Source organism: Streptomyces sp. I05A-00742 (assembly GCF_013055795.1).
In the GTDB taxonomy this organism is placed as follows: Bacteria; Actinomycetota; Actinomycetes; order Streptomycetales; family Streptomycetaceae; genus Streptomyces.
On record NZ_JABETO010000009.1, the window covers coordinates 87,278 to 109,293 of the forward strand.

21 protein-coding genes and 5 pseudogenes are annotated in these 22,016 nt (G+C 70.0%); 11 read left to right on the top strand and 15 right to left on the bottom strand.

Features of this window, described 5'->3' with window-relative positions; genetic code table 11:
• The first annotated feature begins 75 nt into the window (after positions 1-75).
• Together HN013_RS11570 and HN013_RS11575 are read left to right on the top strand one after the other, a co-directional pair.
• Positions 76-1,002 (top strand): alpha/beta hydrolase, encoded by a 927-nt coding sequence (locus HN013_RS11570; RefSeq protein WP_249374955.1) that lies wholly within the window; start codon positions 76-78, stop codon positions 1,000-1,002.
• Between the two features lie 283 nt (positions 1,003-1,285).
• Positions 1,286-1,591, top strand: a complete 306-nt coding sequence (locus HN013_RS11575) for a hypothetical protein (RefSeq protein WP_171165754.1) — start codon at positions 1,286-1,288, stop codon at positions 1,589-1,591.
• Positions 1,592-1,612: 21 nt separating this feature from the next.
• On the opposite strand, the pseudogene HN013_RS32345 reads toward HN013_RS11575, so the two are convergent.
• Together HN013_RS32345 and bla are read right to left on the bottom strand one after the other, a co-directional pair.
• A pseudogene (locus HN013_RS32345) lies at positions 1,613-1,980 on the bottom strand (IS630 family transposase); the annotation flags it as partial.
• Positions 1,981-2,026: 46 nt separating this feature from the next.
• Positions 2,027-2,953, bottom strand: a complete 927-nt coding sequence (gene bla, locus HN013_RS11580) for a class A beta-lactamase (protein WP_171165887.1) — start codon at positions 2,951-2,953, stop codon at positions 2,027-2,029.
• Between the two features lie 103 nt (positions 2,954-3,056).
• On the opposite strand from bla, the gene HN013_RS11585 reads away from it, so the two are divergent.
• Both HN013_RS11585 and HN013_RS11590 read left to right on the top strand, forming a co-directional pair.
• Positions 3,057-4,040: a BtrH N-terminal domain-containing protein gene (locus HN013_RS11585; protein ID WP_171165889.1), complete on the top strand. Its 984-nt coding sequence runs from the start codon at positions 3,057-3,059 to the stop codon at positions 4,038-4,040.
• A gap of 91 nt (positions 4,041-4,131) precedes the next feature.
• Complete coding sequence (locus tag HN013_RS11590) at positions 4,132-4,479, top strand: VOC family protein (protein WP_171165891.1); 348 nt, start codon at positions 4,132-4,134, stop codon at positions 4,477-4,479.
• 156 nt (positions 4,480-4,635) lie between these two features.
• Here HN013_RS11590 and HN013_RS11595 read toward each other — a convergent pair.
• Together HN013_RS11595 and HN013_RS11600 are read right to left on the bottom strand one after the other, a co-directional pair.
• Positions 4,636-5,049: pseudogene (locus tag HN013_RS11595) on the bottom strand (TIGR02452 family protein); the annotation flags it as partial.
• Positions 4,959-6,368 (bottom strand): transposase, encoded by a 1,410-nt coding sequence (locus HN013_RS11600; RefSeq protein ID WP_312018572.1) that lies wholly within the window; start codon positions 6,366-6,368, stop codon positions 4,959-4,961. The gene HN013_RS11600 and the pseudogene HN013_RS11595, both read right to left, overlap by 91 nt.
• 23 nt (positions 6,369-6,391) lie before the next feature.
• On the opposite strand from HN013_RS11600, the pseudogene HN013_RS33910 reads away from it, so the two are divergent.
• Together HN013_RS33910 and HN013_RS11610 are read left to right on the top strand one after the other, a co-directional pair.
• Positions 6,392-6,556: pseudogene (locus HN013_RS33910) on the top strand (transposase); the annotation flags it as partial.
• 362 nt (positions 6,557-6,918) lie between these two features.
• Positions 6,919-7,308, top strand: a complete 390-nt coding sequence (locus HN013_RS11610) for an SSI family serine proteinase inhibitor (protein ID WP_171165893.1) — start codon at positions 6,919-6,921, stop codon at positions 7,306-7,308.
• 159 nt (positions 7,309-7,467) lie between these two features.
• Here HN013_RS11610 and HN013_RS11615 read toward each other — a convergent pair whose 3' ends face one another.
• The 5 genes from HN013_RS11615 to HN013_RS11635 all read right to left on the bottom strand — a co-directional run bounded on the left by HN013_RS11615 (position 7,468) and on the right by HN013_RS11635 (position 12,022).
• Positions 7,468-7,605 carry a hypothetical protein gene (locus tag HN013_RS11615; protein WP_171165756.1) on the bottom strand — a complete coding sequence of 46 codons (138 nt, stop codon included), beginning with the start codon at positions 7,603-7,605 and terminating at the stop codon, positions 7,468-7,470.
• A 161-nt stretch (positions 7,606-7,766) separates the two neighbouring features.
• Complete coding sequence (locus HN013_RS11620) at positions 7,767-8,720, bottom strand: cytochrome c oxidase assembly protein (RefSeq protein ID WP_171165895.1); 954 nt, start codon at positions 8,718-8,720, stop codon at positions 7,767-7,769.
• Between the two features lie 138 nt (positions 8,721-8,858).
• Entirely contained in the window at positions 8,859-9,884 is a 1,026-nt protein-coding gene (locus tag HN013_RS11625) for a 6-phosphofructokinase (protein WP_171165898.1), read from the bottom strand.
• Between the two features lie 151 nt (positions 9,885-10,035).
• Positions 10,036-10,764, bottom strand: coding sequence for a type 1 glutamine amidotransferase (locus HN013_RS11630; protein ID WP_171165900.1), 729 nt, complete (start codon positions 10,762-10,764; stop codon positions 10,036-10,038).
• Between the two features lie 19 nt (positions 10,765-10,783).
• Complete coding sequence (locus HN013_RS11635) at positions 10,784-12,022, bottom strand: MurT ligase domain-containing protein (RefSeq protein ID WP_171165901.1); 1,239 nt, start codon at positions 12,020-12,022, stop codon at positions 10,784-10,786.
• Positions 12,023-12,188: 166 nt separating this feature from the next.
• Here HN013_RS11635 and def point away from each other — a divergent pair, with 166 nt between their 5' ends.
• Positions 12,189-12,776 (top strand): peptide deformylase, encoded by a 588-nt coding sequence (gene def, locus HN013_RS11640; RefSeq protein WP_171165903.1) that lies wholly within the window; start codon positions 12,189-12,191, stop codon positions 12,774-12,776.
• Between the two features lie 29 nt (positions 12,777-12,805).
• Here the strand turns inward: def and HN013_RS11645 are convergent, their stop codons facing one another.
• Together HN013_RS11645 and HN013_RS11650 are read right to left on the bottom strand one after the other, a co-directional pair.
• On the bottom strand, positions 12,806-13,444 hold the full coding sequence (locus HN013_RS11645) for a GNAT family N-acetyltransferase (RefSeq protein ID WP_171165905.1): 639 nt from the start codon (positions 13,442-13,444) through the stop codon (positions 12,806-12,808).
• A gap of 148 nt (positions 13,445-13,592) precedes the next feature.
• On the bottom strand, positions 13,593-14,237 hold the full coding sequence (locus tag HN013_RS11650; RefSeq protein ID WP_171165907.1) for a TetR family transcriptional regulator: 645 nt from the start codon (positions 14,235-14,237) through the stop codon (positions 13,593-13,595).
• 152 nt (positions 14,238-14,389) lie between these two features.
• Between HN013_RS11650 and HN013_RS11655 the strand changes: the two genes are divergently transcribed.
• The gene (locus tag HN013_RS11655; RefSeq protein WP_171165909.1) at positions 14,390-15,616 is read left to right on the top strand and encodes an acyl-CoA dehydrogenase family protein; all 1,227 of its coding nucleotides are present in this window, start codon (positions 14,390-14,392) and stop codon (positions 15,614-15,616) included.
• 1,113 nt (positions 15,617-16,729) lie between these two features.
• Here HN013_RS11655 and HN013_RS11660 read toward each other — a convergent pair.
• On the bottom strand, positions 16,730-17,083 hold the full coding sequence (locus HN013_RS11660; protein WP_171165910.1) for a hypothetical protein: 354 nt from the start codon (positions 17,081-17,083) through the stop codon (positions 16,730-16,732).
• A gap of 110 nt (positions 17,084-17,193) precedes the next feature.
• Here HN013_RS11660 and HN013_RS11665 point away from each other — a divergent pair.
• A pseudogene (locus HN013_RS11665) lies at positions 17,194-17,788 on the top strand (hypothetical protein).
• Between the two features lie 170 nt (positions 17,789-17,958).
• Here HN013_RS11665 and HN013_RS11670 read toward each other — a convergent pair.
• The gene (locus HN013_RS11670) at positions 17,959-18,561 is read right to left on the bottom strand and encodes a GNAT family N-acetyltransferase (protein WP_171165913.1); all 603 of its coding nucleotides are present in this window, start codon (positions 18,559-18,561) and stop codon (positions 17,959-17,961) included.
• A 238-nt stretch (positions 18,562-18,799) separates the two neighbouring features.
• On the opposite strand from HN013_RS11670, the pseudogene HN013_RS32925 reads away from it, so the two are divergent.
• Both HN013_RS32925 and HN013_RS11680 read left to right on the top strand, forming a co-directional pair.
• Positions 18,800-19,000: pseudogene (locus tag HN013_RS32925) on the top strand (transposase); the annotation flags it as partial.
• Positions 19,001-19,506: 506 nt separating this feature from the next.
• Positions 19,507-19,701 (top strand): hypothetical protein, encoded by a 195-nt coding sequence (locus HN013_RS11680; protein WP_171165914.1) that lies wholly within the window; start codon positions 19,507-19,509, stop codon positions 19,699-19,701.
• A gap of 101 nt (positions 19,702-19,802) precedes the next feature.
• Here HN013_RS11680 and HN013_RS11685 read toward each other — a convergent pair whose 3' ends face one another.
• Complete coding sequence (locus tag HN013_RS11685; protein WP_312018582.1) at positions 19,803-20,540, bottom strand: IS5 family transposase; 738 nt, start codon at positions 20,538-20,540, stop codon at positions 19,803-19,805.
• Between the two features lie 86 nt (positions 20,541-20,626).
• On the bottom strand, positions 20,627-21,934 hold the full coding sequence (locus tag HN013_RS11690) for an ankyrin repeat domain-containing protein (RefSeq protein ID WP_171165916.1): 1,308 nt from the start codon (positions 21,932-21,934) through the stop codon (positions 20,627-20,629).
• Positions 21,935-22,016: the final 82 nt, after the last annotated feature.

A 22,016-nucleotide genomic window follows, 5' to 3' on the forward strand; every position in this document is an offset into this window, starting at 1 on the left:
GGTGCGCGGCAGCCGTCGGCGAGCAGTAGCGGCTTGCGGCAGCAGGCACTGGGGGGTGAGCCGGACTGGGCGGCGATGACCACCGAGGAACTGGCTGCCTACCGCGAGGCGGAGAACCGCAGGCGGGCGTCGCCTGCGATGCGGGCGATCACGGGGATGCCGGACCCCGGTGCCGCGATCGACTGGCAGTCGCTGGCGCTGCCCGGCCGCCGCCTGCCGGTCCGGGTCCACCGGCCGGTGCGCGAAGGCGGCGCCGGCTCCGCCGACCGGGCGGCGGCCCTGCCCCTCGTACTCCACGTCCACGGCGGCGGGTTCGTGGGCACGGCGGTGCAGAGCGACTGGATCAACAGCCATCTCGCCGCCCAGTTGCCGGCCCTTGTCGTCTCGGTCGAGCACCGCCTCCTCGCCCCGGACACTCCACTGTCGGCCGCCGCCGACGACGGCTGGGACGCGCTCGACCACCTGGTGCGGCACGCCGCCGACTGGGGCATCGACCCGGCGCGCATCGCTGTGTTCGGCGAGAGCTGCGGCGCACTGATCACCGCCCTGGCCGCCATCCGCGCCAGGCAGGCCGACCTGCAACTGCGGGCGCAGGTGCTGGTCAACCCCCTCGCGGACGTGACCGGGACGATGTTCGACCACCCCTCGGTCACCGAGCACGCCCACAGTCCGACCCTGACCGTTCCTCAACTGAGGCTGTTGCACCGGCTCGCCGTCCCCTCGGGAACCGATCCCCGTACGGTGTCTCCGCTGCACGCCGGCAGTCTCACCGGGCTCGCCCCGGCGCTGGTGGTGGTGCCGAGCCATGACCCGCTGGCCGACCACGGCCGCCGCTACGCCGAGCGCCTGCGTGCGGCCGGGACACCCGCGAGGCTGACCGAGTTCCCCGAGGCCACACACGCCTTCGTCAGCATGCCGACCGTAGTGCCGCAGGCCGAGGCGGCACGGGCGGAGATCACCGGGTTCCTCCGCGACGCCCTCGGCCACCCCGGCGGTCGCTGACCAAGCAAGTCCGACGGACGGGCCGCGGCACCCGCCGACGACCCGCGCCCCGAACCGAGCGGTCAACGTCACCTGCCGAACGGTCAAGATCACCCGTCGGAGGACAAGCGGTACCCCAGGCGGACACACCCTGTGGGCCTTCGCGGCATGCTGGGATCACGTGCAGGTATTCGGCTGCGGCCAAGCGGTGCGGGCGTGTTCACATCCTGTCGGACGGGCCGGGAAGAGGACACGGCAGGCTACGGCCTGTCGTGATCCACTTCTCCCGATCGGCCCTTGCCCCATGCCCGTTGCCCCGGCCCGTCCGATAGCCCCAACTGCCGCCGAGCGCGAGCGGCTGAAGAAGTTGGCCTACGGCCACAAGACCGAGTACGGGCTGCGTGTCCGGGCGCAGGTCGTGCTGCACGCGTCTCGCGGGCGCCCCAACGCGCGCATCGGGGCATCCCTGGCCACGATCTCGGGCTTCGGCTTTGTCGAGGTCGGAGAGCAGTGGGATGAGGAGGACGGTCGTGAACTCGTCTTCGAGGTTCCTGCCCGCCGGATTCCACTCACTCGACGGGACGGTTCACGGCATAACACCGAGCCATGACCGGGGCGTCCGGCGCGGTCGTCACGCCGCGGCGGCGAGTGGGCGCCCGCCCCAGCGGATGCCTGTCTCGCTGCGGATGCGGGCGCGTTCCGGTGTTGAGCGGCCAGGACGTAGGGGTGGCGGGCACTGACGTTGCGCCGGCGTAGATAAGCCTGCAGGGATCAGGTCTGGATGGTGTGGCTCGCATGGTGGGAGTTGGCCACGGTGGACTGCCGCAGCGGTCCGAAGCGTGCCTCGATCGGGTTCGCCCAGGAAGCGTTGGTCGGGGTGAAGCACGGCTCGACCTTGTTCTTATTCGCTCAGGAGCGGATCTTCGCTCCCTTGCGGGCGGAGAGAATGTCCAGGACCACGTAGATCGGGGCGTCGTCCGGTCGGGCAGCCTGGATCGACGAGCTGAAGTGGGTGGAGTCCGGGACGGCGAGGGTCACCGCCGCCTCACGCGGACCGGCAGACACACCCCGGCCCCGCGCAGGACGACGGGACGAGGGAGCAGCGGACCAGACCCGCGGTCCGCGCGACGATCGCGTCGTCGCCATCCTCCGTGCTGCCGACGCGCGTGGTGTAGACGGCGATGACGAGCGGGGCGCGGCCGGGCGGGCGGACGATCGCGATGTCGTTGTTCGCCCCGCGCTCGCCCTTGCCGGTCTTGTCCCCGACGCGCCAGCCGGCTGGCATGGCCTTGCGGATGCGGGTGTCGCCGGTGTGGCAGTCCTCCAGCCAGCGCGTCAGCTGCTCCCGGTCGGGCGCGGCGAGGGCCGGGCCCAGGGTGAGGGCGTACAGGTCGCGGGCCATGGACGCGGGAGTCGTGGTGTCACGGGGGTCGCCGGGGAAATTGGTGTTGAGTTCGGGCTCGGTGCGGTCCAGTCGGGTGCGGTGGTCGCCGAGTGTCCGAGCGAACGCGCCGATCGTCCGCGGGCCGCCGAGCAGGCCCAGCAGGAGGTTGCCCGCGGTGTTGTCGCTCCAGGTGAGGGTCGCGTCGCACAACTCGCGTACGGTCATGGAGCCCTTGGGCAGGTTCTCCTTGGTGACGGGGGAGCCCGCGATGACCTCGGTGTAGTGCACCGCACGGTCCAGGAGCCCCGGGTCCTCCCGGCGCGCCGTGCGCAGGATCGCGGCGGCGGCGAGGAGTTTGAACGTCGAGCACATCGCGAAGCGTTCGTGCGCCCGGTAGGCAACGGACCGGCCGGAGCCGGTGTCGAACGCCGCCACGCCGATGCGGCCGCCGTACGTCTCCTCCATCGCGCGCAGGCGCTCCGTCACCCCGCTTCCGGCGGCGTGCGCGGACGGGCCGGGCAGGGCGGCCGCCAGCGGGGCCGCGGCGGTCGCGATCAGTAATCCTCTGCGGGACATGCGTGTCGTCATGATCGGCAGAATAGGCCCTGTCCGGTGGACCGTGCCGGGGGTGGGACGGTCCGGCACGTCCATCTGCGGCGCTGTGGTCGGGTGAAGGAGGAGAATCAGCCGCATGACCATGGTGAAGGACATCGACGTCCGCGGTATGCAGCACTGCGAGACGACGGCGCTGGGCGTACTGCTGCGCCATGAGGGGCTCGACTTGTCCGAGCCCATGCTGTTCGGGCTCGGCTCCGGGCTGTCCTTCATCTACTGGGACAGCAAAGCCATGGCCTTCCCCTTCCTGGGAGGCCGGGTCAAGCCGTTCGAGCTCACCAGGAACCTGGCCGCCGTACTCGGGCTTGAGTTACTGGTCGAGGAGACCACCTCCCCGCGCAAGGCGTGGCAGAACGTGGCGGCGTCCATCGACGCCGGCCGGCCGGTCGGCCTTCAGCTCGACAGCTACCACCTGGACTACTTGAGCACCAAGGTGCATTTCGGCGGGCACGTCGTGGCCATGTACGGCTACGACGAACAGGACGCCTACCTGGTGGACACCGGCTCGCAGGGCGGAGCCGTATCGACCGGCCTCATCGGCCTGGCCAGGGCCAGAGCCGAGCGTGGTCCCATGACGGCCAGGCACCGCTCCTTCACCATCACAGCGCCCGGCAACCTGACGTCACCGCAGGACCGGATCATCCCCGCGATCAAGACCTGCGCCGACGCCTTCCTGAACCCGCCCATCGCGAACCTGGGCCACCGGGGTATCGAGAAGACCGCCAAGCAAGTGCCGAAGTGGCTGCAGCGCAGCGACAATCCGCGGGAGGACCTGCCACAGGCCGCCGTCCTCATGGAGAGGGCCGGCACCGGCGGCGCCCTGTTCCGCAATCTCTACCGGGACTTCCTCGCCGAATGTGCCCAGTTGATCGACAGCCGTCACCTGCGTACTGGTCACAGCCTGTACACCGAGGCCGCCACTCTCTGGACACAGGTGGCCGCACTCATCGGGACAGCAGGCGAATCCGGCGACGCGAAGAACCTCATGCAGGCCGGCTCCATCCTCCACGAGCTCTCGCGCATAGAACGCGATGCGATGCGGGCACTCAGCATGCTCTAGGAGGCGTGTTGCGAAAGTGTGTGCGGTAGTGGACGTGGCGTAGTACTCCTGAGAGACGTAGAGACACGTTTGTTCTGACTTGGAGTCGTCAATGACTGTTCGCCGTGTCGTGCCCAACATCCAGTCGGAAGCCACGCAGGAGAGCCGGGAGTTCTATGGCCTGCTGGGCTTCGAGGAGGTCATGAACCACGGCTGGATCATGACACTGGCCTCCCCGTCCGTCCCTGCGGCGCAGATCAGCGTTATGACCGGTGACAAGACCGCGCCTGTCGCCCCCGACATGAGCGTTGAGGTGGACGACGTGGATGCGGCTTATGCGGTCATGCGGGAGAGCGGTGCGGAGATCGTCCACCCCTTGCAGGACGAGGAGTGGGGCGTGCGGCGGTTCTTCGTCCGCGATCCCGGCGGACGGGTGGTCAATGTGCTGGGCCACCGCTGACGGCCTCTCCGGCACCCCTCGCAGGCAGGTCCCGCCACGGCACCCGGTCCGGTTCCGGTTCACGGATCCCGTTGGTGATCCCGCGGTGGCCGGCCCAACACCCGCCACGCCAACCGGACCGCGGTGGATTCCGGCTTCGGCGGGACCCGTTCCTCGTCAGCCGTGGCCTCCGAAGACGCCGGCGAACGCGGCCCGCGTCGGCCAGTCCGCGCGCCGGTCCAGCACCGCGAAGGTGACACGCTTGAAGTACCCGGTGAAGCGGCCCGTACCCGTCAGATGGGCGGCGAACGCCTCGGCCACCTGCTCCGGTTCGTTGCGGAAGACGCCGCAGCCCCAGGCGCCGAGCACCAGTTGACGGTAGCCGTGCGCCGCCGCGACCTCCAGCACTCGCCCGGCGCGCGACATGAGTGCGGCGGGGAACCGGTCCGTCCTGTCGGGTGTCCGTTGGGCGATCACACCCGCGTTGGGGGCCGCCGAGGTCAGGAAGCCCACGCGGAACGAGGAGTCGAGCAACGCGCCCCGGTCGTCGCGGAGGACCGGCACACCGGGGGAGTGGATGACCCGGTCGCTTTGAAGTGCTCTCCTGGCTGAGGCCGGGAGATTCCTGCTTGCCTTGCGGCAGCGGGCTTGACGCGCTTCGCGCGCCTGACGACTGCCCTTCCGGCAGCCGGGATGAGCGCGAGGCCCATTCGGTACAGGTGCAAGACGTTGCGGGCTGCGTTGTGGTCGGCATTGCCCGACCAGCCGCAGTCTGGGTTCTTGCACACGAACGCGGCCTGGGACTCCCGGCTGCCGGGCATGGTGAAGCCGCAGGCCGAGCAGCGCCGGGAGGTGCCGGGAGCAGGAACCTTGACCAAGGTGCCGCCGAGCTGAGCGGTCTTGTACGCCAGCATGGTGACGGTGCGGCCCCAAGCCTCCTGGCTGATGGAGCGGTTCAGTCCGGCTTTCTGGGCAACGTTCTTCCCTGGCTCTTCCATCGTTCCCTTGGCAGACTTGACCATGTTCGTGATGGCGAGTGCTTCGACCACGACCGTGCCGTATGTGCGGGCGATGGTGGTGGTCGTTTGATGCTGCCAGTCCAGGGCCCGGCGCTTGGCTTTCGCGCGCAGTCCTGCGATCTGGTCGTAGGTGCGGTGCAGGCGGCGGCTGGTGCGCTCGCCGGGCCTGCGGTGCCGCTTACGCTGCGCGGCACGCTGCTCCAAGTGCAGGAGCTTGGCCTTCTCCTTGCCGGTCAGCCATTCGCCGTGCTCGTAGGTTTCGCCGTCCGAGAGGGCGATGGGCACGGTGATGCCCACGTCGATTCCGATGTCCGGCCCCTGGTGGGGCTCGGGCTTGCCCTGAAGGGTCTGGACACGGAAGGCGATGTGCCAGCCGAGCGCATCCTTGATCAATCGTGCCCCGGTGATCCGGTTCTCCGTGTTGGCGTGCTTGCCCACGGGCAGGTCCTTGGTCCATCGGAACCGGACCCGGCCCACCTTGGGAATGCTGACCATGCCCCACCGGCGGTGCACACGGGTGATGTTCAGGTCCCGCCCTTGCGGAATGTCCACGGACATCACCGTGCGGAACCGACCCTTGAAGTTCGGGGCCTCGGCGCGGCCCTCCCAGCAGTTCTTCCACGCCTGAAAGTACGTCTTGAGCACCGCTTGCGCGGCCTGCGCGGGCAGAACGGCGAGGAAGCCGATGTCCTTACGGGCCTGGCGGATCGCGGCATCGGCGTTCGCGAGAGTCCGCTTATCCTTCGGCATCATCAGCCACCACGCGTGCAGCAGGTTCCACAACGCGCGGGCCGCGTGCGCCTGATCATCCACTGCGCGAACCCGGTCAGGAGACAGCGCAAGCCGGGCACGATGCCCGAACTGCCGCTTGATCAGGGTGGCTTGACTCACAAATGAGAGCCTAGCGTTGATCTGTGCCACCACACTGGAATCCTCACCCCGATGCCAGAAGGGGGCGCCATGTTGTTTACAACCTGCACATTCACTTGGTTTTTGTCACTAGATACAGGCGGAAGGCGTTCACCGGCGCCATGCTGACCTACACCGACGAGATCATGCAGAAGGTCTGCACCGACTTCGAGGTACGACAGCCCCGTCCGCCGGTTTCCGTGGGGCGGACACCTTCGGTCCGGTTCTTACTTCGCCGGATCGTGCCGTGGGATATCCCTGAGCATTGTCAAGCAGTACATCGAAACCAGCAGCGCCTCGTCCGACCGTCACCCCGGAGGCACAGAGCGCTCCGGCACTCCGCGCCTCCGACCCAAGGATCCCCCTAGGGGCGTGGGCGCGCCCGTGACCACGGGTTTTCCCGGCCGGCACGGCGTCCGGCCGAGTGGTGGGGCGCGTCCGCCCGGGCGACACGGCCGGTGCGGCCGCTTGCGGGGCGCGCACCCGCGCGGTGCCGTGGCCCGCGCACCCCCGCGCCCCAGGAGGCACCGAGATGTCCGTACGCGCCCTCGCCGCCACGGCGGTCACCGTCGTGCTCGCCCTGCCGCCCACCCCGGCGGCGGGCGCGGATCCCGACCGGGGACAGGGAGAGCTGCTGCTCACTCTCTCCGGTTCCGAGAACACCTGGATCCGCGGCGTCCGGCTCCAGTGCCCCGGGCCGGGCGGCCCCCACCCCCACGCCGCCGAGGCGTGCGCGAGCCTGGCCGCGGTCCACGGGCGGCCGGACGCGCTGCCCCGCGGCGACCGGCCGTGCCCCGCCGAGGAGGAGCCGGTCACCGCGACGGCCGACGGCCGCTGGGAGACGGCCGACGTGCACTGGAAGGGCACGTACCCGGGCGCCTGCGCGCTCGACGCGGCGACCGGGTCCGTGTTCCGGTTCTGAGCCGGCGGGGACGGGTACCCGGTCGGACGCCGCCGAAAGACGTCGGAGAGGCGCGCGCTCCCCGGCCCGGCCGTACACCCGGCGTCCCCATACGCCCGCCTGATTACGTCCGCCTGATTACGTCCGCCTGATTACGTCCGCCTGGTTACGTCCGCCTGGTTACGTCCCCCTGGCCACCAGAGCCCCTATCGTCGCCAACCCCAGCACCACCCACGCGAACCAGAGCCAGCCGTTGCTGCCCATCGTCACCGTATAGGCGGTCACGGCCACCAGGCCGCCCACGGTGAGCCAAGCCATCGTCTTCGTCGATCCGGGCACCCCGCACCTCCTCACGGCGGCCCGGCACACATATGAGGCGCACATATGCGCGGGCCGCGGCCGGAGACCATCGTCCCCGGCCGCGGCCGTCAATGCCACAGCGCTGAAGGTGCCCGTCGGCTACCGCCGTCCGCGCCGATTCACCTTCCGCGCGCCTGGAGCGAGGCCAGGTACGCGTTGTAGGCCGCCAGCTCCTTCTCGCCGTCCCGGTCCGCCTGCCGGTCGGTGCGGCGCGCCTGCCGCTGCTCCGAGCGGTACCACTGGTACGCGAGCGCCAGCAGCACCACGACCGACGGGATCTCGCTGAAGGCCCAGGCGATCCCGCCGCCCGCCTTCTGGTCGTCGAGCGCGTCGATGCCCAGGGAGGCCATCGGGTGCTTGTACGTACCGATCATCGGCTCCGACGCCATCATCAGCGCGATGCCGAAGAACGCGTGGAACGGCATGCCCGCGAACAGCTCCAGCATCCGCATCACATAACCCGGCCGGTGCGGGCCCGGGTCCACGCCCATGATCGGCCAGAAGAACACCAGGCCCACCGCGAGGAAGTGGATCATCATCGCGATATGGCCGGTCCGGCTCTCCATGAGGAAGTCGAAGATCGGGGTGAAGTAGAGCGCGTACAGGCTCGCGATGAACATCGGGATGGTGAACGCCGGGTGCGTGATGATGCGCATATAGCGGCTGTGCAGCAGCATCACGAGCCACTCGCGTGGGCCCTTGCGGCCCCGGCCCGCCGCCGGCAGCGCCCGCAGGGTGAGCGACACCGGCGCGCCCAGCAGGATCAGGATGGGGGAGAGCATGCTGATCACCATGTGCTGGACCATGTGCACGCTAAACATGACCATGCCGTAGTCGTTCAGCTTGGTGCACATCACCAGCGCCACCGACAGCACGCCGAGGGTGAACGCCACGATCCGGCTCACCGGCCACTTGTCGCCCCGGCGCAGCAGCCGCACCACGGCCCAGCCGTAGAGGGCCAGGCCCAGGAGACAGCCGGTCATGAAGAACGGGTCACCGCTGAACTCCAGCCCCCGTCCGAGGGTGAACGGTGGCATGTCCATCATGTCCATGCCGTGCCCGCTGTGATCCATCCGCTCTCTCCCGATTCGGACCAATGCGCCGGATCCAGAGTAGAGGCGCCCCCGCCGTGACCTGCGGCCGGGGGCGTCCTCGAAGCGGCTGGGGGCGCTGTCGCAGCGGCCGGGGGAGCCGTCCCGCCCTTGAGCGGATCAGAGCACGCAGTCGACCTCGCCGTACCGGCCGTCCGGCACGGTCTTCAGCCGCTCCACCGCCTCGGCCAGCGGCACCAGTGTGATCTCCGTGCCGCGCAGCGCCGTCATCATCCCGAAGTCGCCGCGGTGGACGGCCTCGACGGCGTGCCAGCCGAAGCGGGTGGCGAGGACCCGGTCGTACGCGGTGGGCGTGCCACCGCGCTGGACGTGCCCGAGGATCACCGGACGGGCCTCCTTGCCGAGCCGCCGCTCCAGCTCGACGGCCAGCTGCCGGGCCACCCCGGCGAAGCGCTCGTGCCCGTAGACGTCCGTGCCGCCGGTTTCGAACGCCATCGAGCCCTCCCGCGGCTTCGCCCCCTCCGCGACCACCACGATCGCGAACCGCTTGCCCGCCTCGAAGCGCTTGCCGACCACGGCGGTCAGCTCGTCGATGTCGAAGGGGCGCTCCGGCACGACGATCGCGTGGGCTCCGGCGGCCATGCCCGAGTGCAGGGCGATCCAGCCGGTGTGCCGGCCCATCACCTCGACGATCAGCACCCGTTGGTGCGATTCGGCCGTCGTCTTCAGCCGGTCCAGTGCCTCGGTGGCCACCCCGACGGCCGTGTCGAACCCGAAGGTCACATCGGTGGACGCGATGTCGTTGTCGATCGTCTTGGGCACGCCGACGATCGGGATGCCGCCGTCCGACAGCAGCCGGGCCGCCTTGAGCGTGCCCTCGCCACCGATCGGGATCACGGCGTCCAGCCGCAGCGCCGCGACGTGCTCCCGCGCCCGCTCGACGCCGTCCCGCAGTTGTTCGGGGCGGACCCGGGAGGAGCCGAGGATGGTGCCGCCGGCGGCCAGGATGCCGGCCACCGCGTCCAGGTCGAGCGGGCGGTGGTCGCCTTCGAGGAGGCCGCGCCAGCCGTCGTGGAAGCCGATGACCTCGTCGCCGTGGTCGGCGACCGCCCGGTGCACGACGGAACGTATGACGGCGTTGAGACCGGGGCAGTCGCCGCCGGAGGTGAGAACACCGATGCGCATGGCAGGGGAAACCTTCACAACAGGGCCGGGAACCGGACCCCGTCGTCCGGTGGAATCCCCGTCACCCTACCCATGGGGGGTGACGGGGAACACCGGCGTCCGCGAGGCGGACGGCCCGGACGCGCCGGACCGGCCGGACGCGCCAGGGGCGCTACGCCGGCTGCGTCGCCGCGGCGATCCGCTCGTTGCGGAGGGCGTCGTACCACCGGTCGTCCACCGGCGGCAGGGCGTTGACGTCCAGCGCCAGCTTCAGCAGCAGGTCCGCGATGTGCGGGTTGCGGGCCATGACCGGGCCGTGCATGTACGTACCGAAGACCGTCTCGTTGAACGCGCCCTCGGTGCCGTCGCCGGTGCCGTTGCCCTTGCCCAGGCGGACCCGGGCGAACGGGCGCGCGCCCGGACCGACGTGGGTGACGCCCTGGTGGTTCTCGAACCCGGTCAGCGGCGGCAGGCCGAGCTGCGGGTCGATGTCGGCGAGCACGTCGCCGACGCACCGCTCGGCCTCGCCGCGGGTGCTGTAGACGTCCAGCAGGCCCAGGCCCTGCTCGCGCTGGCCCAGGTCGTTGATGAACTCGTGGCCCAGGATCTGGTACCCGGCGCAGACCGAGAAGACGATCGCGCCGTTGGCGACCGCCCGGTTGAGGCCGCCGTCGCGGCGCAGCCGCTCCGCCGCCAGCCGCTGCGGCCGGTCCTCGCCGCCGCCGATCAGGTAGATGTCGCCCGAGGTGGGGATCTGCTGGTCGGAACGGACGTCCAGGCGCTGGACGTCCAGCCGGCGCTGATGGGCGCGCCGCTCCAGGACCAGGACGTTGCCCTGGTCCCCGTAGGTGCTGAGCAGGTCGGGGTAGACCCACACCACACGCAGACTGTTCTGGCTCATGCTGATGGTCCTTCGTGGGTCAGTTGCCGACGCGGCGGCGGAGGTCCTGGAACGCGGTGTAGTTGGCGATCACCTCGATACGGCCGGGCGGCGCCGACTGCACGGCCTCGTCCACCGTCTCGCAGACCCGGAAGTCCAGGCCGGCGACCTCCAGGCGCACCGCCAGGTCGAGCTTGCGGTCACCGATCACGAAGATCGGGTGGCCGGCGAGCCGGGTGTAGTCCACGTCCCACAGCCAGGAGGTGTCCGTACCGTCCGCGCCGCGCGCGTTCACCGACAGCAGCACCGGCGCCGGCGGCCCGTCGATCAGCGAGAAGGTCTCCAGCCAGCCGGCCGGGTTCTTCGCCAGCAGCAGCCGCAGCTCGCGGTTCATGAACGTCACCACGTCGTACCGGCCGGCGACCGCCTGCACCTGGTACATCCGCTCCAGCGCCACCTGCGGCGGCACCCCGAAGGTGGCGGCCACGGCGGCCGAGGTGGTGGCGTTGGCCTTGTTGGCCCGGCCCGGCAGCTGGAGGTGGATCGGCCACGCCGACCCGTGCGGGTCCAGTACGTAGTCGCCGGACAGCGCCCAGCTCGGCGTCGGCCGGCGGAAACCGCACTCGCCGCAGAACCAGTCGTCGCCCGGGCGCTGCATCACACCGCCGCAGGACGGGCAGGACCAGGCGTCGTCCTTCCACTCCTGGCCTGCCGCCACCCACACCACGTTCGGCGAGGAGGAGGCGGCCCACACGATCAGCGGGTCGTCGGCGTTGGCGATGATCACCGCCTTGGTGCCGGCCAGACCCTCCCGCCACTTCTCGGCCAGCATGCGGGTTTCCGCGGCGCGGTCGAGCTGGTCGCGGGAGAGGTTGAGCAGCGCTATGGCCTTCGGCGAGACATCCCGGGCGACCATCGCCAGGTACTTCTCGTCCACCTCGATCACACCGAAGCGCGCGTCCGAGCCACCGGCCAGGGCGGAGGTGATGCCCGCGGGCATGTTCGCGCCCAGCGCGTTCGACACCACCGGTCCGCTGGCGCGCAGCGCCTCGGCGATCAGCCGGGTCGTGGTCGTCTTGCCGTTCGTGGCCGAGACGAGGACCACATCGAGGTGGGTCGCCAGCCGGGCCAGCAGATCAGGGTCGAGCTTGAGCGCGACCTTGCCGCCGATCACCGATCCGCTGCCGCGCCCCGCGGCCCGCGACACCGCTGCCGCGGCCTTGCCCGCTGTCACGGCCAGCTTGGCCCGTGGGGACAGCGGCCCCGAGTTGCCTGCCATCGTCCTAGATCCTCCTTGTTCGGCGCCGTCGCCTGTTCCCTGGTCCGCCGGTGGAACGCCCCCTCCGCGCCGAATCGTCAGCCAGGAGGCTTCGGTCGGGGATCAGCCTATCGAGATCCGCCCGTGGGCCCGAAACCTGTCGTCCACGGGCCCGTAGGCTGGGCCTATGCGAAGACGTGCCATTCCCGGAAGTTCTGGACGCGTGCGGCCCGTGCGGCTGCTCGGGGACCCGGTGCTCGGCGCACCCTGCGCCGTCGTCGAGGACTTCGGCGCCACCGTGGAACTTGACGGAGGACACACCGACCTGGCCGGTCTCGTCGAGTCGATGTTCGCCACGATGTACGCCTTCGAGGGCGTCGGCCTCGCCGCCAACCAGATCGGCGTCCCGCTGCGGGTCTTCGTCTACGACTGCCCCGACGACGAGGACGTCCGGCACCTCGGCCACCTCGTCAACCCCCGGCTGGTGGAGACCGGCGGCGTCGAGGTCCGGGGCCCCGAGGGGTGTCTGTCGCTGCCCGGCATCGAGGCCCCCACCCCGCGCGCCGACGAAGCGGTGGTGGAGGGTTTCACGGTGGACGGCACCCCGGTCCGGGTCACCGGCACCGGCTTCTTCGCCCGCTGCCTCCAGCACGAGTGCGCCCACCTCGACGGGGGCCTCTACGTCGACCGGCTGACCGGGGCCGCCCGCCGCCGCGTCCTGCGCGCGGCACGGCGGGCGCCGTGGGCGGGGGCGGAGGTACGGACGGCGCCGTAGGGGTCGTGGAGGCTGAAGGGGATCGGCTTTTACGGGCGGTAGGCGCACGCCGTCAGCGGGGCGTGGAGCTTCCAGCCCATCGACTCGTACAGGGCACGCCCTTCGTCGGTGGCGCCCAGCACCCCCAGGACGACGCCCGCGTCCGCGGCGCGGTCGGTGAGGGTACGCATCACGACGCTGCCGAGGCCGCGCCGGCGGTGGGCCTCTTCCGTCACGACGCGGTCGACGACCGTCATCTCGCCGACGACCGCCATCTGCCCCTTGGCGGCGGGTTCGCCCGCGGGGCCGGACACCCGGACAACGGTGACGCCGTCGACGTCCGTCACGGACACCGCGTAGCCCGGGGGTGCCACCACCGGGCCGTCGGAGGGCCGGAGGTCCACGGCCATCAGATGCCCGGTGTCCTCCTCGTCCACCACCCAGCCCCCGGGGAGCCAGCGCCGCACCTCGTCCGGGTCCGCGGGCACCTTGAGCCAGGTGTGCGGCACGGTGGCGGAGAGGGCCGCCGCGCGGACCGAGGAGGCGTCGGGGTCGAACACGACGTGGCGCGTCGACTGGTCCGGCAGGCCGACGTCTATGGAGCAGCCCCAGGGCTGCTCGGCCGGCGGGGGCGTGGCGCGGGAAGCGGCCCAGCCGGTGGCCCAGGTGCTGACGAGTTCCGGAATCATGCGTCCCTCCCGGGTAATGGCTGATGATCGTCAGCGCACATTACGTCGGGGCGGGGGCGAGGTCATCCCTTTTCTTGCTTGTCTGCCGGCTTTCTGTCGGGCCGCATGCGCGCCCTCCTCAGAAACCGGGGCGCAGAAACCGGGGCCGTCAGAAGCCGGGCCCGTCCGCTCGGTTCCCGGCCGTGGCCAGCCGGCCCCAGAGCAGATCGGCGAGGTGGCGCACCAGGCGTTCACGGGGGAAGGGCTGTTCGCGCAGCCACCAGTCCCCGGCGGCGTGCATCATCCCGACGATGCCGTGCCCCCAGGCACGGGCCAGTTCCGTGCCCTCCGGCCCCAGCTCCACCCGCTCGGCTATGACCACCGCCAGCTCCTCGCCCAGCCGCCGCAGCAGGGGAGCGGAATGCCGTCCCACGTCGAAGCTCCGCTCCGACGTGTTGCTCTCCTCGGCCGGGTGCATCAGGAACCGGTACACCTGGGGCCGCGCCTCTATCGCCGCGAGATAGGTGTCGAGGGTCGCCTCGACCCGACGGCGCCGCTCGGCCGGGGCGTCCAGCGCGGCCCGCAGCCCTTCCAGCAGCGCGTCGGTGTGCCGGACGGCGAGCGCGCGGTAGAGACCTCCCTTGTCGCCGAAGTGCCGGTAGAGAATCGGCTTGGTGATTCCCGCCTCGGCCGCGATGGCGTTCATCGACGCCCCCGGCCCGTCCCTGAGCACCACCCGGTCCGCGGCCTCCAGCAACTCCCTGCGCCGCTGCTCCGCCGCACGCTGCTGATCCACCCGCTGACTGGTCGTCATGGCTGCGCCTCCCGCCCCCGTGTCTTCTCAAATGCCTGCGCAACGTAACACCCGCGGCACGCACCGGATCGGCGGGGAGAGGGGAGTTGACACCGCCTACTGACCGGTAACAGACTCATGTTACCGCTGGTAAGCAACGCTCGGGAGGGGTCATGGCGGAGTTCGGGCTGGAACTCGACGACGAACAGAAGGCCGTACGGGACTGGGTCCACGGCTTCGCCGCCGACGTCATGCGCCCCGCGGCGGCGGAGTGGGACGAGCGCGAGGAATTCCCCTGGCCCGTCGTCCAGGAAGCGGCGAAAATCGGCCTGTATTCGCTGGACTTCTACGCGAAGCAGTTCTTCGACCCCACGGGCCTGGGCATACCCGTGGCCATCGAGGAGCTCTTCTGGGGCGACGCCGGCCTGGGCCTCGCCATCACCGGCACCGGCCTGGCCGCCGTCGGCGTCCTCACCAACGGGACGGACGAGCAGATCGGCACCTGGATCCCGCAGATGTACGGCACCCCCGACGACGTCAAGGTCGCCGCCTTCTGCTCCTCCGAACCCGACGCCGGCTCCGACGTCTCCGCGATGCGCACCCGGGCCGTCTACGACGAGGCCAAGGACGAATGGGTGCTCAACGGCACCAAGACCTGGGCCACCAACGGCGGCATCGCCAACGTCCACGTCGTCGTGGCCGTCGTCGAGCCCGGTCTCGGCGCCCGCGGCCACGCCTCGTTCATCATCCCGCCGGGCACGGCCGGGCTCTCCCAGGGCCAGAAGTTCAAGAAGCACGGCATCCGCGCCTCCCACACCGCCGAGGTCGTCCTCGACGCCGTCCGCGTCCCCGGCCACTGCCTCCTCGGCGGCAAGGAGAAGCTCGACGAGCGCCTCGCCCGCGCCCGCGAAGGCAAGCGCAAAGGTGCCGACCGCGGCGGCAACGCCGCCATGGCCACCTTCGAGGCCTCCCGCCCCGCTGTCGGCGCCCAGGCCGTCGGCATCGCCCGCGCCGCCTACGAGACCGCCCTCGACTACGCCAAGACCCGCGTGCAGTTCGGCCGGCCCATCATCGACAACCAAGGCGTTGCTTTCCAGCTTGCCGACATGCGCACTCGTATTGATGCTGCCCGCTTGCTGGTCTGGCGTGCTTCGTGGATGGCGGCCGCCGGTAAGCGCTTTACGTCGGCCGAGGGGTCGATGAGCAAGCTCTTCGCCGGGGAGACGGCGAAGGCGGTTACTGCGCAGGCGATGCAGATCCTTGGGGGGAACGGGTACACGCGTGAGTACCCGGTTGAGCGGATGCATCGCGATGCTGCTATTTACACCATCTTTGAGGGGACGAGTGAGATTCAGCGGTTGGTGATTGCTCGGGCGGTTTCGGGGGTGCAGGTGAGGTAGGGGGCTCAGCCCCGCGCGCGGGGACCGTTCCGCCGTCGGCGAAGTCGAACAGCCCTTTGGTGGGGCCATCCCCGCGCGGGGACCAAGTCTTGTCGCTGGTGAAGGTGGCGGCGTAGTAGGGGCCATCCCCGCGTGCGCGGGGACCACGAACGCCCGTCAGTTCGAAGGCCAGTGGAACGGGGACCACCCCCGCGTGCGCGGGGACCACTCCGGTGGCAGGCCGTCGCGGAGCACCGCAGCGGGACCACCCCCGCGTGCGCGGGGACCACAGACGTTGACATGCGACTTCGTCCCCAGCGGCAGCGCTTTTTACTCACTTCCGCAGATTCCGGCGAATACCGCATACGCGGCAGAAGCGACACCCCATCACCCCCTCCAACCGCACCGCCGAGCCTATCCCCTCAGCCCAAGGTCTCGCCGCCCGGAACAGCACACCCACCCGCAAGGGCAGTTGCACCACAACCCACCCGGACACCGCTCAAGCCGCGCCCCCAGCACTCGCGCAAGCATCCGAGCAGCCCGGCCCGTTGCCACGCTGAAAGCGCCTGCGGCGCGACCCGTCGCAAGGACCCGTGGCAGCACATGCGACGGGTGGGGCCCGAGAAGGCATCAGGGAACGCCGCGCCAGGGATCCGGGATGCCGGTCATGTGCCGGCCCATTGCGTGGTGCCGCATTTGCGGCAGCGGCTGGCGCCGCTCCAGAGGACCCACTCGTGGTCGCACTCGTCACTCATCGCACTCTCCACCTCTCCTGAAGACGCGGCATCCTCCGTTGACCGTGAACCCCACGCCACCCACCAGTACCACCAGCCTGCACCAGTACGGGCCCGGTCGTGGCCGGCTTCGGCCCACGGCGCGGTGGGCGGACGGGCCTCGCCCGGCGTATTGCCCGCCCCCCTGCACTGACTCCCCGCAGGCCGGAGTGGTTTACCGCCGGAGCGAGAACTCCGTCGCATCAGGAACCGAGGGGGCGCGAGGGGCGCAGATGCGCCAGAAGCCCGACAGGGGGTGAGGTTCGCGGCGCGGAGGCGGAACGGGGGCTCGATCCGGGCCGAGCGGCCCGGACGGGCCATTCAGCTCAAGGTACGTCTACTTGTGTAAGGGTACGCAGGCTCAGACCCGTACGTGATCGATTTCCAGGAGACGGCGGAGGCGCCGGATCTCCGCGACCAGCCGGGGGACGTCCTGACGTGCGGCGGCGATGAACCGCGCGTTCTCGTCCCAGCGTTCGTCGGCGACGTCGACGTAGCGCGGGTGTTGCACGAGGGTGGCGGCCACGAGCCGTTGATGGTCGAACTGTGGCCAACGTTCGCCGAGGCCGGTGTCGGGCACTGTGCTGACCGCGACGAGGCCCATGGCCCGGTCGTCGTCGAGTTGGCGCACGTGCCAGGGGCCGGGAGTCGCGGCCGCCGCGAGCTCCTCGATATCCGAAAGTTCCTGACCGGACAGCGCATCGGGTACCTTCATCGGGCTGTGGGCTCCTCGCGTTGCGACTGCCGCGCGCCGACGGATAAGGACGAGGGCGAGAGTGAGGGCGAAGCGTCATGGCGCCCCGAACGATCGCAACGAGGCGAGAAGTGATCACGAAGTATCAAGAGACGCTGCGTGAGCGCTATATCGCCGCCCCTGTCATGCCCGCCCCGGATCCGTGGCAGTCGGTCCTGGACGGCAGAGTACCCGTCGGAGGCCTGCTCGGCGTCGGCTTTGCCGCTCACCCGGGACACGGCCCGCGATCTCGACATGGTCGTGTCGAGCAGTGGCCACGGTCTCTTCGACGCGGTCACCGGCGAAAAGATCGCACGCGACCGGGATCCCGCCCCCGAGGTCAGTACCCCCGACGGACATCCGGACCTCACCTGCCCCGGACTCGGTCCGGTGGCGGGAACCCCCGTCCGCATCGCCGGCCTCTTCGGCGGCGGCCTGCACCGCACCACCCCGGACGGCTGGACCCTGGACGTCGTCAGCCCCGAGTGGCCTCACCATCGCGTCCTGCTCTCCGCCGACGGCGGGCTGAACCGAGAGACGCCCGGAGGGACCTGGTGGCACATCCTCCACTCCGACTACTCGGAGCTCCGCACGGCGGGATTCTCGCCTTCCGGCCGCACTCTCGCGGTCGCCACGAGCAGCGACCTCACGCTCTGGACCCGTCCGGGGCTCCGGTTCGACGGCTGAACGAACCGCCCGGAGCGGCCAGTGGGATGCTCGTCGGTGAACTCCGAGCATCCCGTGGTGGCATGCAGTGATCTCCGTCCCGTCCCCGGGGGCGGTGGGCGCGGCAGTCAAACCCGACCGGCGTCACTCGAACGGCGGACGACGTCATCTGCCGAAGGCCCGCGCCGACTCTAGGAGTCGGCCGGGCGGCGCGGCTCGCGCCACATCCCCCACAGCACCGGCCCGCCCCCGGGCAGCTGCAGCTCCTCGCGCACGGCGAAGCCGAAGTGCTCGTAGACGGGGATGTTGGACGCCTTGGAGGACTCCAGATAGACGGGCAGACCCGCCGCGTCGGCCTTGGCCAGCCCCGAGCGGAGCAGGGCGCCCCCCTGCCCCTGGCCCTGGGCGGCCGGGTCGGCGCCGATGAGCGCCAGGGACCAGTGCGGTTCCTGGGGGGTGTGCTTGGAGGCCGTCTCGACGGCCTCCCCGAACAGCTGGGCCCGGTCGCCGAGAATGTCCGTGAGCTCCTGGACGGTCTCCGCGTCGGGAACGCCCTGCGCCTCCGGGGGCGCCCAGAACGCGGCCGCCGCGTCGGTGCGTTCGCACACGCCCTGGCGGACGTACTGCCGGGTGAAGATCGTGGTGAAGTAGCGGCCGAGCGCCGTCTCGCGCGAGGCGTCGTCGGGGAAGAACCAGCGCATCATCGGGTCGTCGTCGAAGGCGTGGGCCAGGATGCGGCTGATCACCGGAGCGTCGTCGACCGTCGCCGTCTGCGGCGTGTTCGTTATCGGCATACGGGTCATTCTGCACCCGATGATCTTGGGGTGACGGGCGGGGTCCCGGTCCTCGCGTGCCGGAGGCGCCGTTGCGACCGTAGGGCGGTGGTCGGCGTCGACACGGCGACCATGAGGTCTTGGCCACGATCGTGTTCGTGGCGGCCTCGGGCTGCACATGGCAGCAGCTGCCCGCGGCGTCGTTCGGGCCGTCCGACGCGACGGCACACCGCCGGTTCGCCGAGTTGCACATGCACACCGCATCGCCCGCAAGGGCGTCGAAACCTCACAGCGACTCGGTCGACACCGTTGGGCCATCGAACGGACCGTGGCATGGCTGGCCGGCTGCCGCCGCCTCCACCGCCGCTACGAGCGCAAGGCCGAGCACTTCCTCGCCTTCACCAGCCTTGCCTGCACCCTCATCTGTACCGCCGGCTCACCAAATGCGATGGCTTATTAGTCGTACACCGAGGGCCCCTCTGACATCGTGCGCCCCTTCACTTCGAGAACGTTCACGGAAATCTTTCAATAGGGGGCCTGTACATGGCGGTCGGCGCTCAGAGAAACGCGAGCGAAGAAGACGCCGGGACGCTTGGCATTGTTTCGCTACCGCAGTCTGAAAAGGTCGGGTTCCGGTGGCTGGTGAGCCTTGTTGTATCGCAGGTAGTTCCAGGTGCTATTCGATTACGATTACCCGACTGTTCGTCAAGACGGGTGAACCCTTGAATCCCTATTGACCGGCTTGACTTTGGTGCCTACTTTTAGTTCCACCGAAGGGTAAAAAGCCCAATGGGGGAGTCTTTCTGCCGGCCCCGAACTATCGGCGAGTGTTATGGGGTTCGTGAACCCTCTCGTCTTGGTCTCCGACCATGGTCCCAACGGTTCGGTAGCTGACGTCTGATTTCCGCCGCTGTGTCAAGTTCCGCTCATCAGCGGCCCGTTCACTCGCGAGGGGTTGTGATCCTCATGTCCGCAAGTCTCCAGGACCTGAAGAATCTCAGGGAGTCGGCGAAACTGGCCGCTGGCCCTTGGTTCCTTGCTGTCCTCGTAACGGCCGACGAAGTTACCGACTTCGCCAATATCGATCCTCCGCTTCCCGCCGGTGGACTGGTCGTCAGCCGGCGTTCCGACGGGCAGTTCGACGTGTGGTGGCGTCTGTAGGGCACGGTCGGCCCTGGACGGTGGTGCGCCGCTGTCCAGGGTCTCGTGCGTTGTCGGAGCAGGTGGTCGGCCGGCCTTGATATCGCGGATAAGGCCGTGTCCTATGTGGTGAGGCGAACGAGCCGCTTGCAGCAGCACAGGGCGGCGGCGAGGCCGAGAAAGGCCAGGTAGTTGCGGGAATCGCGTTCGTAGCGAGGATTCAAGCGGCGGTAGCCGGACAGCCAGGACACCGTCCGCTCGATGACCCAGCGGCGTCGCCCTAATCGTTCGCCGGATTCGATTCCCTTGCGGGCGATGCGTACGCCGATGCGCTTCCCGCGCAGCCATCTGCGTAGGTCAGCACGGTCGTAGGCGTTGTCCGCGTGCAGCCGCTGCGGCTTGAAGTACCGGCCGCGGTGGGGGTCTTCAGCCCTTCGCTGTCGTGGGTGTGCCGGCCGAGACGCCGACGAGAAGGGGCAGTCCGTTCGCGTCCGACAGGACGTGCATCTTGGAACCCGGCTTGCCCCGGTCCACGGGGCTCGGGCCTGTGTGTTCGCCCCTTTTTTTGCCCGGACGCGGGCGGTGTCCAGGACGACGCGGGTGACGTCGACGAGGCCGGCATCGTCGAGGCGGTGCAGCACGGCTTCGTGCAGCCGCCCCCAGACGCCGGCTCTCGACCAGATCAGGAACCGGCGGTGGGCGGTCGACTTCGATATTCCGAAGCAGGGCGGCAGTTGGCGCCAGGCGCAACCGCTGACCAGCACGTAGACGATCGCCGCGAACAGCGTCTCATCAGGCGTGTCCTGTGTCCTGCCGCCCTGCGGACGCACCCTCGACGGAGGGATCAGCGGCTTCGCAATCTTCTACAGCCCGTCCGGAACAATCCAACTCCACGTACCCCGCCCCATGAACGGGCCAACGACCGCCTCACCACATAGGCCACGGTCTAAGGGGCTTCGAGGTCGCCAGCGCCCGGGTCGAAGCGGTACGTTCCGGCGCGCAACCGGTCGAGGTAGCGCCGCAGGTAGTCCTCGATCGAAGGCAGTACCGGTCCGGCCGGGCCTGCGTGGACTTCCCAGGAGATGACCTGGCCCACCGTGCCGCGCTCCGCCGGGTCGAGGTCGATGCAGAACAGGTTGCCACCGCCGTCCTGGGCGAAGGGCAGCCAGCCCGGGTGCCACCAGGCGAAGCGCACGTACCCGTTGTCGGCCTCGGCGTCCTTCGGCACCGAGGCGGCAAAGACGCCTCCGGTGCGCAGTTTCTCCAGCCCCTGCCATCTGCTGAGCGCGTCGCGCAGGGACAGCCCGTCATATTCGGCGATGTCCAGCCCATCGGCACCGCCGAACAGGCGTAGGTATGCCCGGAACCCGGCGGGCAGGCGAACCCCGAGCGCAGCCTCTGCGGTGGTGATCTCCGCCGGGTCGGCGCCGCCTCGGGCTGCTTCCAGCCGGGAGGCGACGGGCGGGGCGTTCACGGCGAACCAGGCGACGATGTCGTCCACGATTCCGGCCAGCCGTCCGGCGCAGGCGTCGACCTCGGCATCGTCGCCGAGCGTCGACGGTCCGGGCAGGACGCCGCGCGGGTGGGCGGCCGGCCACTCGTCCAGGTCGGTCCGGGACCGTGTGAGGCGCACGACGTCCGGGTCGACTGCTTCTGTCGCACCGCGGTCCAGCAGTAGCCGGACCATGTCCTCACGCCGGCCGTGCCGGGCGGCGGACAGCGCGTTGAGCCCACCGTCGTGCGCGCCGGCGTTCAGGTCGGCGCCGGCTTCGAGCAGTCGGCGCACCACCGACTCGTGGCCGTGGAAGGCGGCGAGCACAAGGGGGGTCCAGCCGTCCGGGCGTGCCAGGTTCGGGTCCGCGCCGGCGTCGAGGAGAATCGCTACGACAGAGGCGGGATCGGGAAAGTCCATCGCCAGGGTCAGGGCCGTGCCGGGCTCGATGCCGCCACGCTCGACCACATTCGGGTCCGCCCCGCGTGCGAGCAAGAACTCGGCGAGCCGCCAATGGCCCTCTTGCACCGCGCAGATCAACGCAGTGGTGCCACGTTCGTGGCCGCAGCCGGTATCGACATGCAGCCCGGCATCGAGGAATGCCCGCACGAGCGCGATTTCGCCACTGTCGGCCGCGGACAGCAGGAACGGGCTGCCGTCCTCGTCGCGCGACGCAGGGTCAAGGCCCTCGGCGAACAGACGGACAAGCGCGCCCGCATCGCGCGCGGCGATTGCTTGCGCCAGGGCGGATGTGGGGTCCATCAGAGCACTTTACAAGTCCCGATACGGGCTCCTGCGTGGCTGGAGATCTTCAACGGTGAGGGTTGCCGGCCTGTCGGCAAGA

Bases quoted from the DNA above. Each gene is read 5' to 3' on its own strand.
- HN013_RS11570 (WP_249374955.1), top strand. From the start codon at position 76: ATGACCACCGAGGAACTGGCTGCCTACCGCGAGGCGGAGAACCGCAGG.
- HN013_RS11575 (WP_171165754.1), top strand. From the start codon at position 1,286: ATGCCCGTTGCCCCGGCCCGTCCGATAGCCCCAACTGCCGCCGAGCGC.
- bla (WP_171165887.1), bottom strand. From the start codon at position 2,953: ATGACGACACGCATGTCCCGCAGAGGATTACTGATCGCGACCGCCGCG.
- HN013_RS11585 (WP_171165889.1), top strand. From the start codon at position 3,057: ATGACCATGGTGAAGGACATCGACGTCCGCGGTATGCAGCACTGCGAG.
- HN013_RS11590 (WP_171165891.1), top strand. From the start codon at position 4,132: ATGACTGTTCGCCGTGTCGTGCCCAACATCCAGTCGGAAGCCACGCAG.
- HN013_RS11610 (WP_171165893.1), top strand. From the start codon at position 6,919: ATGTCCGTACGCGCCCTCGCCGCCACGGCGGTCACCGTCGTGCTCGCC.
- HN013_RS11615 (WP_171165756.1), bottom strand. From the start codon at position 7,605: ATGGCTTGGCTCACCGTGGGCGGCCTGGTGGCCGTGACCGCCTATACG.
- HN013_RS11620 (WP_171165895.1), bottom strand. From the start codon at position 8,720: ATGGATCACAGCGGGCACGGCATGGACATGATGGACATGCCACCGTTC.
- HN013_RS11625 (WP_171165898.1), bottom strand. From the start codon at position 9,884: ATGCGCATCGGTGTTCTCACCTCCGGCGGCGACTGCCCCGGTCTCAAC.
- HN013_RS11630 (WP_171165900.1), bottom strand. From the start codon at position 10,764: ATGAGCCAGAACAGTCTGCGTGTGGTGTGGGTCTACCCCGACCTGCTC.
- HN013_RS11635 (WP_171165901.1), bottom strand. From the start codon at position 12,022: ATGGCAGGCAACTCGGGGCCGCTGTCCCCACGGGCCAAGCTGGCCGTG.
- def (WP_171165903.1), top strand. From the start codon at position 12,189: ATGCGAAGACGTGCCATTCCCGGAAGTTCTGGACGCGTGCGGCCCGTG.
- HN013_RS11645 (WP_171165905.1), bottom strand. From the start codon at position 13,444: ATGATTCCGGAACTCGTCAGCACCTGGGCCACCGGCTGGGCCGCTTCC.
- HN013_RS11650 (WP_171165907.1), bottom strand. From the start codon at position 14,237: ATGACGACCAGTCAGCGGGTGGATCAGCAGCGTGCGGCGGAGCAGCGG.
- HN013_RS11655 (WP_171165909.1), top strand. From the start codon at position 14,390: ATGGCGGAGTTCGGGCTGGAACTCGACGACGAACAGAAGGCCGTACGG.
- HN013_RS11660 (WP_171165910.1), bottom strand. From the start codon at position 17,083: ATGAAGGTACCCGATGCGCTGTCCGGTCAGGAACTTTCGGATATCGAG.
- HN013_RS11670 (WP_171165913.1), bottom strand. From the start codon at position 18,561: ATGCCGATAACGAACACGCCGCAGACGGCGACGGTCGACGACGCTCCG.
- HN013_RS11680 (WP_171165914.1), top strand. From the start codon at position 19,507: ATGTCCGCAAGTCTCCAGGACCTGAAGAATCTCAGGGAGTCGGCGAAA.
- HN013_RS11690 (WP_171165916.1), bottom strand. From the start codon at position 21,934: ATGGACCCCACATCCGCCCTGGCGCAAGCAATCGCCGCGCGCGATGCG.